Genomic DNA, 15,093 nt, shown 5'->3' on the forward strand with positions numbered 1-15,093 from the left:
CCCCGACGGCCGTGTCCTCCGGGATCCGGGCCAACACCGTCGTGTCGAGGAGCTCGCCGACGACGTCGTCGGCCGCGTCGTCGGACCCGCTATCGACGCGGGTTATCGCCGCCCCGGCGACGTGGCCGCCGATCCGCTCGGCCAGCTGCCGGGTCTTCTCGGTATCACCGAGTGCGCTCCGTTCCGGAGTGGAGACGAGCAGCGACTCGTCGGCGATCCCGAGCGGGAGCGTCGAGTCGTGTGAGAGCCCCGCACCGGCGTCCATGAGGACGTAGTCGGCGTCGTCGAACGCCTCCACGACGTCCGAGAGCCTCGACGGGTCGGCGGCCGCATACGCGTCCAGGTCGGTCTCGCCGGGGATGACCCTGAGGCCAGCCGGCCCCGCGTGAACCGCATCGGTGGGGGACGCGTCGCCGGCGAGCACGTCGTGGATCGTCGTCCCACTGGGATCGATCCCCAGCGCGTCGGCGAGGTTCGCCATGCCGATGTCCGCGTCGATCGCGACGACGTCGGCGCCCGATCCCGCGAGTAGGGTCGCCACCGCCGCGGTCGTGGTGGTCTTCCCGACGCCACCCTTCGCCGACGCGACCGCATACACCGTTGCCATACCGTCAGGGTCCGGCGACTGCTACTTAAATGTAGGCGGCGACGGTCCATCCGTCGACCGGACGGCCGGCGTCTCGCCGAGACGGCTGGTGTCTCGCCGGGACGGTCGGTAGGATCGTTGTCCCAGGCCCCGCGTACCCGCCCACGCGGTTCCGCAAACACCTTATACGTCGCTCGTAGACGTTGAAGCGATCAGTAGAATGGCGAGACCAGAGGTGCTCGACCGGATAAAGGAGGCTGAAACGGAGGCTGACGAGATCATTGCGGAGGCGGAATCGGACGCCGACGAGCGCCTCGCCGAGGCCAGAGAGCGCGCGGCCGAGATCCGCGCCGAGGCCGAGGAGGAGGCGGACGCCGAGGCCGAGGAACGGCTCGAAGCCGCCCGCGAGGAGATCGAAGCGCGTCGCGAGGAGATACTCGCCGCGGGCCAGGAGGACCGCGAAGCGCTCGAATCGGCCGCTCGCGACCGCACGGACGACGCGATCGACTACGGCGTCGAACGCTTCGAGGAGGCGGTGTTGCGCCACACGGGGGAATGAATGGTTCTTAGACCCGAACGGATGAGCAAGGTGTCGGTGACGGGGTCGAAACGCGTCATCGACGACGTCATCGAGGCGGCGTACGAACACCACTCGCTCCACGTCAGCGAGTACGACGGCCGCTACGACGGGTTCGAACCCGGCGACTCGCTCGCGGGTGCCGAGGGAGTCAACGAGCGACTCGTCACGGTCCGCTCGCTCGAGAGCATCCTCGACGTCGATGCCGACGACCTCGACGCCGTCGGGTCGGTCGACGACGACGAGCTGGCGGCCGAGCTCGAACGCACCCGCGAGCGGGTGAACGAGCTCGACGATCGGCGTGACGACCTCCGGGCGTCGATCCGCGACCGCCAAGAGGAGATCGACCGAATGGAGCCGTTCGCCGACCTCGGTATCGCGCTCGACCTCCTCCGTGGCTACGACTCGCTGGAGGTCGTCGTCGGCGAGGCGAAACTCGAGGCGGTCGAGGACGCACTCGCCGCCGCCGGGGATGTCGCCGCTCACGAGACGTTCTCGGGCGGAGGTGTCGTCGCCGCGTTCGCCGCGCCGGCCGACGGGGCCGACGACGGGTTCCTTCAGGATGCCTTCGTCGGCGTCGACATCGCGATGCTCGAGGTGCCCGACGCGGACGCGAGCCCGAGCGAGTACGTCGCCGAGCTCGAACGCGAGCGGGCCGAGCTCGAGGCGGAGCTCGACGAGATCGACGCGGAGCTCGACGCCGTCAAGGAGGAGGCGGCGGGGTTCCTGCTCCGCGCCGAAGAGCAGCTCACCATCGAGGCACAGAAGAAGGAGGCGCCGTTGTCGTTCGCGACCACGAAGAACGCGTTCGTCGCCGAGGGGTGGATCCCGACGGCGACGTTCCCCGACTTCGCCGCGAGCATCGCCGACGCGGTCGGCGACCACGCCGAGGTCGAGGAGCTGGAGCGGGCGGAGTTCGGCCCCGACGGCGACCACCACACCGAGTCGGTCGCGGGCGGGGGCGCTGACGCGACTCCCGAGCACGCGGAGGCAACGGAACGCGAGGCAGCCACGGACGGCGGCCACGCTACTCACGGGGACGAAGACCCGCCGGTCGTCCAGAACAACGGGAAGGCGGCCGGTCCGTTCGAGCTCCTCGTTCAAGGGTTCGGCCGGCCGAAGTACTCGGAGTTCGATCCGACGCTCCTTGTCTTCCTCACGTTCCCGCTGATGTTCGGGTTCATGATCGGGGATATCGGCTACGGCGTCCTGTACGCCGCCGTCGGTTGGTACCTGTACGCCAACTACGACGGCGCGTTCCGCGAGATGGGCGCGGTCGCCATCTGGGCCGGCGCGTTCACGATCCTGTTCGGCATCTACTACGGGATCGACCTGTTCGGCTACCACGCGTACCCGCTGCTCGGCATCGAGTCGTGGGAGGTCTCGAAGGGGCTCTCGCCCGGTACCGGTGAGTGGGCGCTCGCGTGGCTCGTGATGAGCGTGCTGTTCGGCATCCTGCATCTGAACGTGGGGTACGTCCTCTCGTTCGTGAGTAACTACCAGCTCCACGACCTGAAACACGCGATGTACGAGAGCGCGTCGTGGCTGCTGCTGCTCAACGGGATCTGGGTCTGGATCTTCAGCAGTCAGGCGGCGGGCGTCCGTCCCGAGTTCCTCCGGCCCGACGTGACGATCCCGCTCGTCGGTGCGAACGTCGCCGAGCTCGACTTGGCGGCCACGGGGCCGAAACCGGAGTTCCTGTTCGACTCCGTCGCGGTGTTGACGTTCGGCGCTGTCGAGTTTGCCGGCTTCCCGGAGCTCGTCGGCGTTCTCGGGTTGATCGCGGCGTTCGTCGGCTTCGTCCTGCTCGCGATCGGCGAGCCGGCCGAGGTCGTCGAGGTGCTCTCGCCGGTCGTTAACGTCGTCTCGTACGCCCGGATCATGGCGGTGCTGCTCGCGAAGGGTGGGATGGCACTCGCCGTCAACCTGCTCGCGTTCGGCGCGTACATCGACGACGGCGGCTCCGGGAGTTTCCACTTCATCTTCAGCGCGGAGCGGCTCGCCGAGGTCCAGGCCGATCCGGCCTCCTACGAGCTCGTCTTCGCGGGGATGTCGACCGCGTTCGACCCGAGCTCGATCGGGCTCGTCGGGATCGTCGCGCTAGTCGGCGCGGTCCTCGTTGCCATCGTCGGACATATCGTCGTCCTCCTACTCGGCATCACGGCCGCCGGTATTCAGGGGATCCGCCTCGAATACGTCGAGTTCTTCGGCAAGTTCTACGAGGGCGGTGGCGACCCTTACGCGCCGTTCGGCTACGAACGGACCTACACGTCCGAGGAGTAGCGGCGGCTCGAACGGGTCATTCGACCCTCTCGATCAGTTTGGTTGACTCCTCTCGATCCCGGCTCGTCCCGAACCGTCGGTCACGGCCGCTTCCGTTTCGACCTCGAAGACCGAACAACCCGGACTGACACCTGTGAGACCCCGTCTCCCGGCGGTTCCGGTCGGTCGTTTTGGGAAGCTTTATGACTCCCGTGGCGGCAACTACGTACTGTTCGGAGACGAGCAACTGCAACTACTACCAATGCTTGAAGCTACCAACGAACTCGGGAACGTCGTACTGGAGGCTGGGGGAACACTGACTGACGCCGACGCCGCGGCCGCGCTCGCCGTCGGGCTCGCCGCGCTCGGTGCAGGATACGCCGAGCGGGGGATCGGGTCCGCCGCCGTCGGCGCGATGGCTGAGGACGATGACCTGTTCGTCAACGGGCTCATCCTGACGGTCCTTCCCGAGACGATCGTCATTCTCGCGCTCGTCGTCGTCTTCATCGTCTAAGCGGCTCCCTTTCCACCAATGAGTTTGGAAACCGTCGTTGAGGACGTTCGAGACGAAGCCCGCGCGCGTGCAGAGGAGATACGCGAGGCGGCCGAGGCGGACGCCGAAGAGGTTATCTCGGAGGCGGAGGCCGACGCCGAGCGTATCCGTGAGGAGCGGCTCGCGAAGGTCGAGAGCCAGATCGACCAGGAGCGCGAGCAGACCCTCTCGTCGGCGAAGCTCGAAGCCAAACAGGAGCGCCTCTCCGCCCGCCGAGACGTCCTTGAGGACGTGTACGACGGCGTCGAGGCCGCCATCGAGGAGCTCGACGGTGACCGCCGCCGTGAGCTGACCGAAGCTCTGCTCGATGCCACGCTGGCGGAGTTCGACGACGACGAGGAGGTCGCCGTCTACACTCGCACGGAGGACGTCGAGCTCCTCGAGGAGCTCGTCGCGGGCCGTACCGCCCAGGTCGACGGCGAGGTCGAGTGTCTCGGCGGCGTCGTCGCCGAGAGCGACACCTCCCGCGTCCGCGTGAACAACACGTTCGACTCGATCCTAGAGACGGTCTGGGACGACGAGTTGAAGAACATCTCGGAGCGACTGTTCGACCAATGAGCGCCGTCGGCAGCTCGAACCCGGAGTACGTCGTCGCGCGGGTTCGCGCCCGCCGCGGCTCGCTGTACGGGGATGAGGAGTACCGTAAGCTCGTCCGGATGAGTCCCGCCGAGATCGCCCGATTCATGGAGGAATCGAGCTACGAAACGGAGATCAACGCGCTGGGGAGCCGGCATGCCGGCGTCGACCTCATCGAGTACGCGTTGAACCGGAACCTCGCCAAGCAGTTCGAGGGGATCCTCGACTGGAGCGAGGGTGGGCTGTACGACCTCGTCGCCCGCTATCTCCGGAAGTTCGACGCGTGGAACGTGAAAACCGTGATCCGCGGGATCTACACCGACGCCGGTCAGGAGGCGGTCGAGGTCGACCTCATCCGTGCCGGCGAGTTCGACGATCGCCGCATCCGTCGGCTGCTCGAGGCCGACTCGATCGAGGCGGTCGTCGAGGTGCTCGAGGACACGATTTACGGTGATCCGCTGCGAGCGGCGTACGTGGAGTACGAGGAGACCGATACGCTCGTGCCGCTCGAGAACGCCGTCGATCGCGCGTTCTACGAACGACTCCTCGCGAACCTGCCGGGCGACGAGCCGACCCGGCAGTACGAGGCGTTCCTCAAAGCCGAGGTCGACTTCCGCAACGCCGACAACGCGTTGCGTCTCGCCCGGTCCGGGGCGGACATCGATCCGGCGGCGTACTTCATCGAGGGTGGCGACCTGTTCACCCGGGACACGCTTGCCCGCCTCGCGCGGAACCTCGACGAGCTCGTCGAGTACATCGCCGACAGCCAGTACGCCGACGAGCTCGGGCCCGCGCTGCGCGAGCTCGAAGAGGCGGACAGCCTTATCGCGTTCGAGCACGCCACGGACGCTGCACTGCTGGCGTACGGCGATCGGCTCGGAACGATCCACCCGGTGTCAGTGACCCCGGTGATCTCGTACATCCTCGCGAAGGAGCGCGAGGTCGAGAACATCCGAGCGATCGCTCGCGGCAAGGAGGCCGGACTGTCGGCCGACGAGATCGAATCGGAGCTGGTGATAACATGAGCCAAGAGATCGCCGTGATCGGCAGCCCGGAGTTCACCACCGGTTTCCGGCTTGCTGGCGTCCGGAAGTTCGAGAACGTGCCGGACGACGAGAAGGACGAGCGGCTCGACGACGCCGTCGAGCGCACGCTCGACGACGAGGAGACCGGCATCATCGTGATGCACGACGCGGACCTCGACCACCTCTCGCGGGGGACCCGCGAGCGCGTCGAGGGAAGTATCGAGCCCGTCCTCGTGACGCTCGGCGCCGACGGTGCCGGCAGCGGCGGGCTCCGCGACCAGATCAAACGAGCCATCGGGATCGACCTGATGGAGGAGGAGGACTAATATGAGCAAGGCAGAATCCACGGAGACCACCGGTGACGGTGTCATCCAAAGCGTGAGCGGTCCGGTCGTGAGCGCCCGCGACCTCGACGCCCGCATGAACGACGTCGTCTACGTCGGCGACGAAGGACTCATGGGGGAAGTGATCGAGATCGAGGGCAACATCACGACGATCCAGGTGTATGAGGAGACCTCCGGGGTCGGCCCCGGCGAACCCGTCGAGAACACGGGCGAGCCGCTGTCGGTCGACCTTGGTCCGGGGATGTTGGACGCCATCTACGATGGTGTCCAGCGCCCCCTGGACGTGTTGGAGGGCAAGATGGGAAGTCCCTACCTCGACCGCGGGGTCGACGCCCCCGGCATCGACCTCGAGAAGGAGTGGGAGTTCGAGCCGACCGTCGAGTCGGGCGACGAGGTCGCGGCCGGCGATGTCGTCGGCGTCGTCGAGGAGACGGTCACCATCGACCACAAGGTCATGGTGCCGCCGGACTCCGAGGGCGGCGAGGTCGTCGCCATCGAGTCGGGCTCGTTCACCGTCACCGAGACGGTCGTCGAGCTCGACACCGGCGAGGAGATTTCGATGCATCAGGAGTGGCCGGTGCGCGAGGCACGGCCGACCGTCGAGAAGCGCACGCCGCGTCAGCCATTGGTGTCCGGCCAGCGCATCCTCGACGGACTGTTCCCGATCGCGAAGGGCGGGACGGCCGCGATCCCGGGCCCGTTCGGCTCCGGGAAGACGGTCACCCAGCACCAGCTCGCGAAATACGCCGACGCGGACATCATCGTCTACGTCGGCTGTGGCGAGCGTGGCAACGAGATGACGGAAGTGATCGAGGACTTCCCCGAGCTCGAGGACCCCGCCAACGGCAACCCGCTAATGGCGCGGACCTCGCTCATCGCAAACACCTCGAACATGCCCGTCGCGGCGCGTGAGTCCTGTATTTACACGGGGATCACCATCGCGGAGTACTACCGCGACATGGGGTACGACGTGGCGTTGATGGCCGACTCCACCTCGCGGTGGGCGGAAGCGATGCGGGAGATCTCCTCGCGGCTGGAGGAGATGCCCGGCGAGGAGGGGTACCCCGCCTACCTCGCCGCTCGCTTGGCACAGTTCTACGAGCGGGCCGGCTACTTCGAGAACATCAACGGGACGGAAGGGTCCGTCTCCGCCATCGGCGCGGTGAGCCCGCCCGGCGGCGACTTCTCGGAGCCGGTCACACAGAACACGCTGCGTATCGTGAAGACGTTCTGGGCGCTCGACGCGGATCTGGCCGAACGACGCCACTTCCCGTCGATCAACTGGAACGAGTCGTACTCGCTGTATAAAGACCAGCTCGACCCGTGGTTCGAAGAGAACGTCGAGGAGGACTGGGCGGAGAAGCGGCAGTGGGCCGTCGACATCCTCGACGAGGAGACGGAGCTACAGGAGATCGTCCAGCTCGTCGGGAAGGACGCGCTGCCGGACGACCAGCAGCTCACCCTGGAGGTCGCCCGCTACCTGCGTGAGGCGTACCTCCAGCAGAACGCGTTCCACCCGGTGGACACGTACTGTCCGCCCGAGAAGACGTACCTCATCCTGACGACGATCGAGACGTTCCACGACGAGGCGTTCGACGCGCTGGAAGCGGGCGTGCCGGTCGAAGACCTCGTCTCCACGGAGGCCGCCCCGCGGATCAACCGCATCGGCGTTCAGGAGGACTACGAGGAGTTCATCGCGGACCTCAAAGCGGAGATCACCGAGGAGATCCGGAGTCTCTACTGATCATGAAAGAGTACCAAACAATCACTGAGATCAGCGGCCCCCTCGTGTACGCCGAAGTCGACGAGGCGATCGGCTACGACGAGATCGTCGAGATCGAGACGGCACAGGGAGAGACGCTGCGCGGCCAGGTGCTCGAATCCTCGGACGGCCTCGTGGCCATCCAAGTGTTCGAGGGCACCTCCGGTATCGACCAGAAGGCGTCCGTCCGATTCTTGGGCGAGACGATGAAGATGCCCGTTACCGAGGACCTACTCGGACGGGTGCTCGACGGCTCCGGACGGCCGATAGACGACGGTCCGGAGATCGTTCCGGAGGAGCGACAGGATATCGTCGGCGCGGCGATCAACCCGTACTCGCGGGAGTACCCCGAGGAGTTCATCCAGACGGGAGTCTCCGCGATCGACGGCATGAACACGCTCGTCCGCGGCCAGAAGCTCCCTATCTTCTCGAGCTCGGGCCAGCCACACAGCGAGCTGGCGATGCAGATCGCCAGACAGGCCAGCGTGCCCGAAGAAGAGGAAGGCGACGACGAGGAGGGCTCGGAGTTCGCCGTCATCTTCGGCGCGATGGGTATCACCCAGGAGGAGGCCAACGAGTTCATGCAGGACTTCGAGCGCACCGGCGCGCTGGAGCGCTCCGTCGTCTTCATGAACCTCGCGGACGACCCCGCCGTCGAGCGGACGGTCACGCCGCGGATGGTCCTGACGACTGCCGAGTACCTCGCGTTCGAGAAGGACTACCACGTCCTCGTCATCCTGACGGACATGACCAACTACTGCGAGGCGCTCCGCGAGATCGGTGCGGCTCGCGAGGAGGTCCCCGGGCGGCGTGGCTACCCCGGGTACATGTACACGGACCTGGCGCAGCTGTACGAGCGTGCGGGTCGGATCGAGGGTCGTGACGGATCGGTGACGCAGATCCCGATCCTCACGATGCCCGGCGACGACGACACCCACCCGATCCCGGACCTGACCGGGTACATCACGGAGGGACAGATCTACGTCGACCCCGACCTCAACAGCCAGGGCCTGCAGCCCCCGATCAACGTCCTTCCAAGCCTGTCACGGCTGATGGACGACGGGATCGGTGAAGGGCTCACCCGCGAGGACCACGCCGACGTGAAAGACCAGATGTTCGCGGCGTACGCGGAGGGAGAGGACCTCCGCGACCTCGTGAACATCGTCGGTCGCGAGGCGCTGTCGGACCTCGACAACAAGTACCTCGACTTCGCGGATCGGTTCGAGTCGGAGTTCATCGACCAGGGGTTCGACACGAACCGGGACATCGAGGAGACGCTGGATATCGGCTGGGAGCTGCTCTCGATGCTGCCGAAGGACGCGCTCAACCGGATCGACGAGGAGTTCATCGAGGAGCATTACCACGAGGACGCCGAACCGGAAACCGTCGAAGCGGCGGACTAACCCATGGCCAAGGACGTCAAACCCACGCGCAAGAACCTGATGGCGATCGAGGATCGTATCGAGCTCTCCGAGCGCGGTCACGATACCCTCGAACAGAAGCGTGACGGTCTCATCATGGAGTTCATGGACATCCTCGATCAGGCACAGGACGTTCGATCTGGCATGTCCGAGGACTACGAGACGGCCCAGCGGAAGATCGACATGGCGCGCGCGATGGAGGGTGACGTCGCCGTCCGCGGTGCGGCCGCGGCGCTGAAGGAACACCCAGAGATCACCACGCAGTCGAAGAACATCATGGGTGTCGTCGTCCCGCAGATCGAATCCTCGAAGGTAAAAAAGAGCCTCGACGAGCGCGGTTACGGCCTGCTCGGCTCCTCCGCGCGGATCGACGAGGCCGCCGACGCCTACGAGGAGCTGCTCGAATCGGTCATCCTCGCCGCCGAGGTGGAGACGGCGATGAAGAAGATGTTGGAAGAGATCGAGACGACGAAGCGCCGCGTGAACGCCTTGGAGTTCACGCTCCTCCCGCAGCTGTACGAGAACCAGGAGTACATCGAACAGAAGCTGGAAGAGCAGGAGCGTGAAGAGATCTTCCGGCTAAAGAAGATCAAGGACAAGAAAGAGCAGGAAGAAAAGGAAGCGAAGGCCGAAGCTGAAGCCGAAGCCAACGCGGAGGCGGCCGCGGGCGCCGCCGACGCCTGATCTGCCTCTCCGTTCACTCTCCGTTCACCGGCTTCGATTCCTTCCGAGCGTCGTCCCGTCGATTTACGTTCTCGCGTCGCTCACCGACGGGTATGTCCTGTCCACACTGTAACGCCGCGGTCGTCGCGTTCAGCGTTCCGCCTCCTCTTCGCGAGCACGCACCCGCCACTGAGAGCGCGATCTGTACGCGGTGTCTCCGGACGGAACCGGCCGTCGAAGCGGGGGCGGACGCGGCGGTGGACGGAGCGGGGGCGGACGGAGCGGCCGCCGGAGCAGCCACGGGGTCGCAGGGAACCGATGGCTCGACCTCCCCACCCGACTTCTCGACGGTCGATCCCGCCTTTCCCAGCGGGGAGGCGGGGGTCGCGCTCGCGCTGCTCTGTGGCTGCTTGGAGTCGTTCGCGCTCAACCGGGCGTCGATCGAGGCGCTCATCGACCACGCAGAACGGGAGGGGGCGGACGTGTTCGCCTTCCTGAACCGGCTCGACGCTTCGGAGGCCGCTTTCGATCTCGACCGGCGACGGGCCGCGCTGCTGGATCTCCTTTGAGCCGTCGTCTGCGCGGGAACGTCTCAAATATCGACGCCCGGCGGATCGTTCCACTCGTCGTCCTCGTCGGTCGTGTCGCGCTTCCCGTCGGTCGTGTCGCGCTTCCCGTCGGTCGTGTCGCGCTTCCCGTCGGTCGTGTCGCGGTCCCCAGTGTCCCCCGCTCGCTTCTCGTCGGGGTCGTCGCCCCCCGGGTCGAGGATCGTCTCGCCCCGTCGTGATTCGTGGACCTCGAACCGCTGTCCCTGTGCGTACGGGTCCTCTTCGGGATCGTACTCGGTTTCGCTCCGTTCGAACAGGTACGCGAAGAAGCCGAACAGCGGGACGAAAAACGAGATCGCTGCCCACTTTTCCGGGTTCATCCCGTAGTTCGGCGCGTCAAGATAGGCGTACGCCGCGAACCCGACGAGCCACGCGAGCGGGAGCCCGATCAGTATCGCGGCGAGGAACGGGTCCATACTCCCGCTTCGACCGCGTCGATATAAGCGTCCGGGTCGCTTGCCGTCGGTGGCAGGTGGTGGGGGGACGGGGGGATCGGCTCAGCGCTCGACGTACGCGATCCCGTCCGGGTGGAGCTCGGTCTCGAAGCGGTCGACTTCGGTCCAGTCGGGGACGGGCGCCTCGCTCTCCCGGTCGCTCTCGGCGTCATCGCTCGCCTCGGGCGCGGCGAGCACGCTCACGTCGTTGGTCTTGTTGTTGGCGACGAACGCGCGGTCGCCGGCGGGCGCGAAGGTAGTGCCGCCGGGCCAGATCCCGACGGGGATCCGCGCTACCTCCCACGGGCGCACCTCGCCGTCACGGACGAACTCCGCCTCGATCACGCTCACGTCGTCGCCCTCGCGGTTCGGGACGAGGACGTACTCGCCGTCTGGCGAGGGAACGACGCGGATCGGCGTGTCGCCGAGCACTGCGATCCCCTCGTCCGCGAACGTTTCGGGGTCGACGACGGAGAGGCGCGAGTCCTCTTGGTTGGCGACGAGCAGGCCCGCTGTGGGGTGGACCGCGATCCCCTCCGGGCCCTCGCCGACTGGAATATCGGCGCTGATCTCGCGCGTGTCGGCGTCGATGGCGGTGACGTTGTCGCCGCCGATGTTCGCGATGAAGGCGGTCTCGTCGTCGGGCGTCAGCGCCACCATGTGGGACTTGTCTTGGTGGGTCGGGAAGTGGTCGATCAGCGTCGGAATCGGGTCGGCGATGTCGAAGACGAACACCTGTGAGGAGTACGTGGAAGCGAGCCAGAGCTCGTCGGCCGTCCCCCGCACTGCGAGCCCGTGCGGGAAGTCGAACGACTCGTGCTCGAACCGGTCTTTGACGGTCCAGTCGTCGGTGTCGATCGTGAGTAACGAGCCGCCGAGCGAACAAGTCACGTAGATGACAGACCCGTCAGGGCCGACCGTCACCTCGTGGGGGTTGAAATCGGTCTCGACGACGGTGTCCGTCTCTCCGGTGTCCGGGTCGATAACGGCGATCGAGTCGCTGTCCTTGTTGAGGACGACCAGCCTGTCATCGGTCATGATCAGGGGATCGGTCGGCGGTCACAAAAGATGGACGGAAGCGGAACGCGGCTGGGGGCCGTTCCGGTTTTTCGGGCTCTTCCCTGTTTTTAGGTTCGCTTCAGGTCCTCCGTCTCAGTCCCAGAACGACTGGGTGCGGGCGTACTCGCGCTCTTGGCGGAGCACGTCGCGGTAGAACTCCTCTTCGTCCTCCCGGAGCTTGTTGATTATTCTGGCGGCGTTGTGCGGGCCGACGCCGCGGGCGGCCATCGCGATCACGGCCCGCTTCCCGTGCGTCTGGACGAGACTCGCCGCGCGGTGGGCGCGTTTCGTCCGCCGCTCCTGTTCGTCGTCCTTCTCGGTGGCCCGCACCGCGGCGACCGTCTCGTCGTCCCACGGGTTCAACGCGGCGATCCGGGTCGATCCACACTCGGGACACTCCGGCTGGTCGCGAACACGACGCACCTTCGTCGTGTGCTTCCAGTCGGTACAGTGGAGACACGCGAGGATCACCCGGTCGTTTCGGATCCGCTCTTTGATCGTCTCGATCACGTCGGCGTCGGCGTTCTCCGGCACGAGGAACTCGCTGCCGGCCGACCGCCCTGCGGTGCCGAGCGGGGTCCGCTCGCGGGCGGTCGCGAGGCGTGTTCCGGCGGAGGAGCCGTCCCCAGACTGGATCTCAGCGAGGATCCCGGCGGTCTCCTCGACGGCGAGGTCGGCATGGAACACCTCCCGGAGCGCCTCGTCGTGGACGGGCGTTCCCTCCAGTGCGGCGAGCAGCCGGTCGCCGCCGAACTTCCCGCGTCCCTCCCGGTAGCGCTTGACTGACCCGAACTTCGCAGCGACCTGTGCGAGCGTGAACTTGAGCGCGTCGGAGTTCTTCAGTGCGAGTTCGAGATACGCTTCCAGTCGGTCCGGATCGGTCGTCTCGAGCACCTCCCGGAACGTGCCGGGGTCAACGCCGCGCGGCACCTCGAACTCGATCCGATAGGGGTCGACGTCCATCCCGACCGACGACCCCGCCCGCTGCCCCACGAGCGCGGCGAGCAGCCGCGCGAGCGTCTCGTTGACCTCGTGGCCGAACGTCGCGTTCACGGCGACGGTCCGTGCGCTCCCCTCGATCACGATCCGCTCGTCGGTCGGGACCGGATGGCCGGCCTCGACGTGGTCGGTCACCGACTCGATAGCGGTCGTGACCGTGTCTGTGTCGGCTGGGTACCGGCCCGCGAGGTCGTTCGCAACGGCTTCGGGTGTCGAGCCGGCCGCGAGCGCGGCGGCGACTTCCCCACGGAGCCGCCCGACCTCCTCGGCGACCGGCCGCGGGACGGGGATCTCCTGACCGATCCACGAGGGTACCTCGCCGGCGGGGTCCTCGATCGGCGTCACTTCGACGCGCTCCTCCTCCTCGTCGACGGCCGTGATCCGCCACATCTCGCCGCGCTGGATGAACGTCTCGCCCGGCCCGGCGAAGTTGACGACGAACCGCTCGTCGAGGGTGCCGATCCCCCGCCGGGAGGACATGTCGTACACCTCGTAGGTGGACTCGTCGGGGATCATCGAGAGGTTCGCGTAGAAGTACTGCCAGGTACCGCCGGACTTCTCGAGGGTGTCGCGCTCCTCGTCGAGCCACAGTAGGCGGTTCCCGTCGAGCTCGCGGACTACTTCCTGAAACCGCGGTTCCGAGAGGTCACGGAACGGGTAGGCGTTCGTCACCGTCTCGTACGCCTCCCGGGCGTGTATCTCCCCGTCGTCCATCACGAGCCCGACCACCTGGTTGGCCACGGTGTCGAGGCTGCCGTGGTGGATGTTCGCCGGTTCGACGAGCTCCGCGCCGGCGCGCCGGGTGATCGCCATCGCCTCGAGGGTGTCGTCGCCCCCCTGTGTCACCACGGTCCCCTCGGAGACGAGATCGCGGCGGTGGCCGGCCCGCCCGACCCGCTGGAGCAGGCGCGCGACCTCGCGGGGACTCCCGTACTGGACCACGTGGTCGACCCGCCCCACGTCGATGCCGAGCTCCATCGAAGAGGTGCAGACGAGGCCGTCGAGCTCGCCCGTCTTGAACCGGTCCTCGACGTCGATCCGCACGTCCTTCGAGAGCGAGCCGTGATGGACCTCGATCTCGGTTGGGTCGACCGTTTCGTCGTCGGCCGTGTCAGTCGTGTCGTCGTCGGTCCCGTCGGTCCGCTCCCGCTCTGCCAGCGTCTTGAACCGCGATCCGAGCGCCTCGGCGGTCTGACGCGTGTTGACGAAGATCAGGGTCGACTCGTTCTGACCAACGATCTCCCGGATCGTCCGGACGTGGCTCGCGGTCGTCTCGTCGATCGCCAGCTCGCCGGCCAACCGAGAATCGCGGTCGGTGATCTCCGGGTCGAGCACCCGCACGTCGGTTCGGGTTCCGGCTGCGACCTCGACCGTCTCGAACGCCCGATCGCCCTCGCGCTCCGGGTCACGTCTCCCGCAGCCGACAAGGAACCGGCCCACCTCGTCGGGGGACCCCACCGTCGCCGAGAGCCCGACTCGCTGGAACGACCCCGCGACGCGACGGAGTCGTTCGAGCCCGACGGTGAGCTGTGCGCCCCGCTTGGCGGAGGCGAGCTCGTGGACCTCGTCGATCACGACGTGTGCGACGTCCTCGAGCGCGAGGCGCATCTTCGACCCCGTCAGGATCGCCTGGAGGCTCTCCGGCGTGGTGATGAGCACGTCCGGCGGGTCGTCGGCCTGTTTGCTCCGCTCGTACTGCGTGGTGTCGCCGTGGCGCACCGCGACCTCGACGTCGAGCCGGTCGCCCCACCACTCCAGCCGGTCCATCATGTCGCGGTTGAGCGCGCGCAGCGGGGTGATATACAGGGCGGAAATCCCCTCGCGGGGCTGATCGCCCGGCGCGTCGCGGTCGTCGACGATCGCGTCGAAGACCGGAAGCATCGCGGTTTCCGTCTTCCCCGTTCCGGTCGGCGCGAGGACGAGCGCGTTCTTTCCGGCTGCGAGCGGGGGGATCGCCTTTCGTTGTGGCTCAGTTGGGGTGCTGAATCCCTGGTCGGAGAGCGCCTCACGAACCTCGCTCCCGAGGTGTGCGAACGCGTCCATCCCCGACGGTTCCGCCATTCTCTGATCGTCGGAAGTTGGGGACTCGGGTGATTAAGCCCGTCGCTGTACGTGGATTGCTTATAAGTGCTCCGTTGAACGCCGACGCCGTCTGCGGATCGTATCGCTGATTTCACGGGATTTGGACGCCGTCTGGCGATATGGGACGTCTCAGGAACCTCGC

14 protein-coding genes are annotated in these 15,093 nt (G+C 66.8%); 10 read left to right on the top strand and 4 right to left on the bottom strand.

The window, feature by feature from the left end; translation table 11 throughout:
- The coding region (locus tag ACFQEU_RS04990; RefSeq protein WP_379779872.1) for a nucleotide-binding protein at nt 1–607 on the bottom strand (607 nt) is incomplete at its 3' end.
- 199 nt (nt 608–806) lie between these two features.
- Here ACFQEU_RS04990 and ahaH point away from each other — a divergent pair.
- The 10 genes from ahaH to ACFQEU_RS05040 all read left to right on the top strand — a co-directional run bounded on the left by ahaH (nt 807) and on the right by ACFQEU_RS05040 (nt 10,338).
- Nucleotides 807–1,145 carry an ATP synthase archaeal subunit H gene (gene ahaH, locus ACFQEU_RS04995; protein ID WP_379779874.1) on the top strand — a complete coding sequence of 113 codons (339 nt, stop codon included), beginning with the start codon at nt 807–809 and terminating at the stop codon, nt 1,143–1,145.
- Between the two features lie 21 nt (nt 1,146–1,166).
- Nucleotides 1,167–3,446 carry a V-type ATP synthase subunit I gene (locus ACFQEU_RS05000; protein WP_379779898.1) on the top strand — a complete coding sequence of 760 codons (2,280 nt, stop codon included), beginning with the start codon at nt 1,167–1,169 and terminating at the stop codon, nt 3,444–3,446.
- A gap of 241 nt (nt 3,447–3,687) precedes the next feature.
- Nucleotides 3,688–3,939, top strand: coding sequence for a hypothetical protein (locus ACFQEU_RS05005; protein ID WP_379779876.1), 252 nt, complete (start codon nt 3,688–3,690; stop codon nt 3,937–3,939).
- An 18-nt stretch (nt 3,940–3,957) separates the two neighbouring features.
- Nucleotides 3,958–4,536, top strand: coding sequence for a V-type ATP synthase subunit E (locus ACFQEU_RS05010; RefSeq protein WP_379779878.1), 579 nt, complete (start codon nt 3,958–3,960; stop codon nt 4,534–4,536).
- Entirely contained in the window at nt 4,533–5,579 is a 1,047-nt protein-coding gene (locus ACFQEU_RS05015) for a V-type ATP synthase subunit C (protein WP_379779880.1), read from the top strand. Before ACFQEU_RS05010 ends, ACFQEU_RS05015 begins: the two co-directional genes overlap by 4 nt.
- Nucleotides 5,576–5,905 carry a V-type ATP synthase subunit F gene (locus ACFQEU_RS05020; RefSeq protein WP_379779882.1) on the top strand — a complete coding sequence of 110 codons (330 nt, stop codon included), beginning with the start codon at nt 5,576–5,578 and terminating at the stop codon, nt 5,903–5,905. Before ACFQEU_RS05015 ends, ACFQEU_RS05020 begins: the two co-directional genes overlap by 4 nt.
- A gap of 1 nt (nt 5,906) precedes the next feature.
- Nucleotides 5,907–7,667, top strand: a complete 1,761-nt coding sequence (locus ACFQEU_RS05025; protein WP_379779884.1) for an ATP synthase subunit A — start codon at nt 5,907–5,909, stop codon at nt 7,665–7,667.
- A 2-nt stretch (nt 7,668–7,669) separates the two neighbouring features.
- Nucleotides 7,670–9,088, top strand: coding sequence for a V-type ATP synthase subunit B (locus ACFQEU_RS05030; protein ID WP_379779886.1), 1,419 nt, complete (start codon nt 7,670–7,672; stop codon nt 9,086–9,088).
- Nucleotides 9,089–9,091: 3 nt separating this feature from the next.
- Nucleotides 9,092–9,790, top strand: a complete 699-nt coding sequence (locus tag ACFQEU_RS05035) for a V-type ATP synthase subunit D (protein WP_379779888.1) — start codon at nt 9,092–9,094, stop codon at nt 9,788–9,790.
- A gap of 92 nt (nt 9,791–9,882) precedes the next feature.
- Nucleotides 9,883–10,338 (top strand): DUF6276 family protein, encoded by a 456-nt coding sequence (locus ACFQEU_RS05040; RefSeq protein WP_379779890.1) that lies wholly within the window; start codon nt 9,883–9,885, stop codon nt 10,336–10,338.
- Nucleotides 10,339–10,361: 23 nt separating this feature from the next.
- Here the strand turns inward: ACFQEU_RS05040 and ACFQEU_RS05045 are convergent, their stop codons facing one another.
- The 3 genes from ACFQEU_RS05045 to ACFQEU_RS05055 all read right to left on the bottom strand — a co-directional run bounded on the left by ACFQEU_RS05045 (nt 10,362) and on the right by ACFQEU_RS05055 (nt 14,930).
- The gene (locus ACFQEU_RS05045) at nt 10,362–10,793 is read right to left on the bottom strand and encodes a PLD nuclease N-terminal domain-containing protein (RefSeq protein WP_379779892.1); all 432 of its coding nucleotides are present in this window, start codon (nt 10,791–10,793) and stop codon (nt 10,362–10,364) included.
- A gap of 81 nt (nt 10,794–10,874) precedes the next feature.
- Nucleotides 10,875–11,849, bottom strand: a complete 975-nt coding sequence (locus ACFQEU_RS05050; protein WP_379779894.1) for a YncE family protein — start codon at nt 11,847–11,849, stop codon at nt 10,875–10,877.
- A gap of 114 nt (nt 11,850–11,963) precedes the next feature.
- A complete protein-coding gene (locus tag ACFQEU_RS05055) occupies nt 11,964–14,930 on the bottom strand; it encodes a DEAD/DEAH box helicase (RefSeq protein ID WP_379779896.1) in 2,967 nt (988 codons plus the stop codon).
- Between the last annotated feature and the right edge of the window lie 163 nt (nt 14,931–15,093).

Source organism: Halorubrum tibetense (genome assembly GCF_042661865.1).
In the GTDB taxonomy this organism is placed as follows: domain Archaea; phylum Halobacteriota; class Halobacteria; order Halobacteriales; family Haloferacaceae; genus Halorubrum; species Halorubrum tibetense.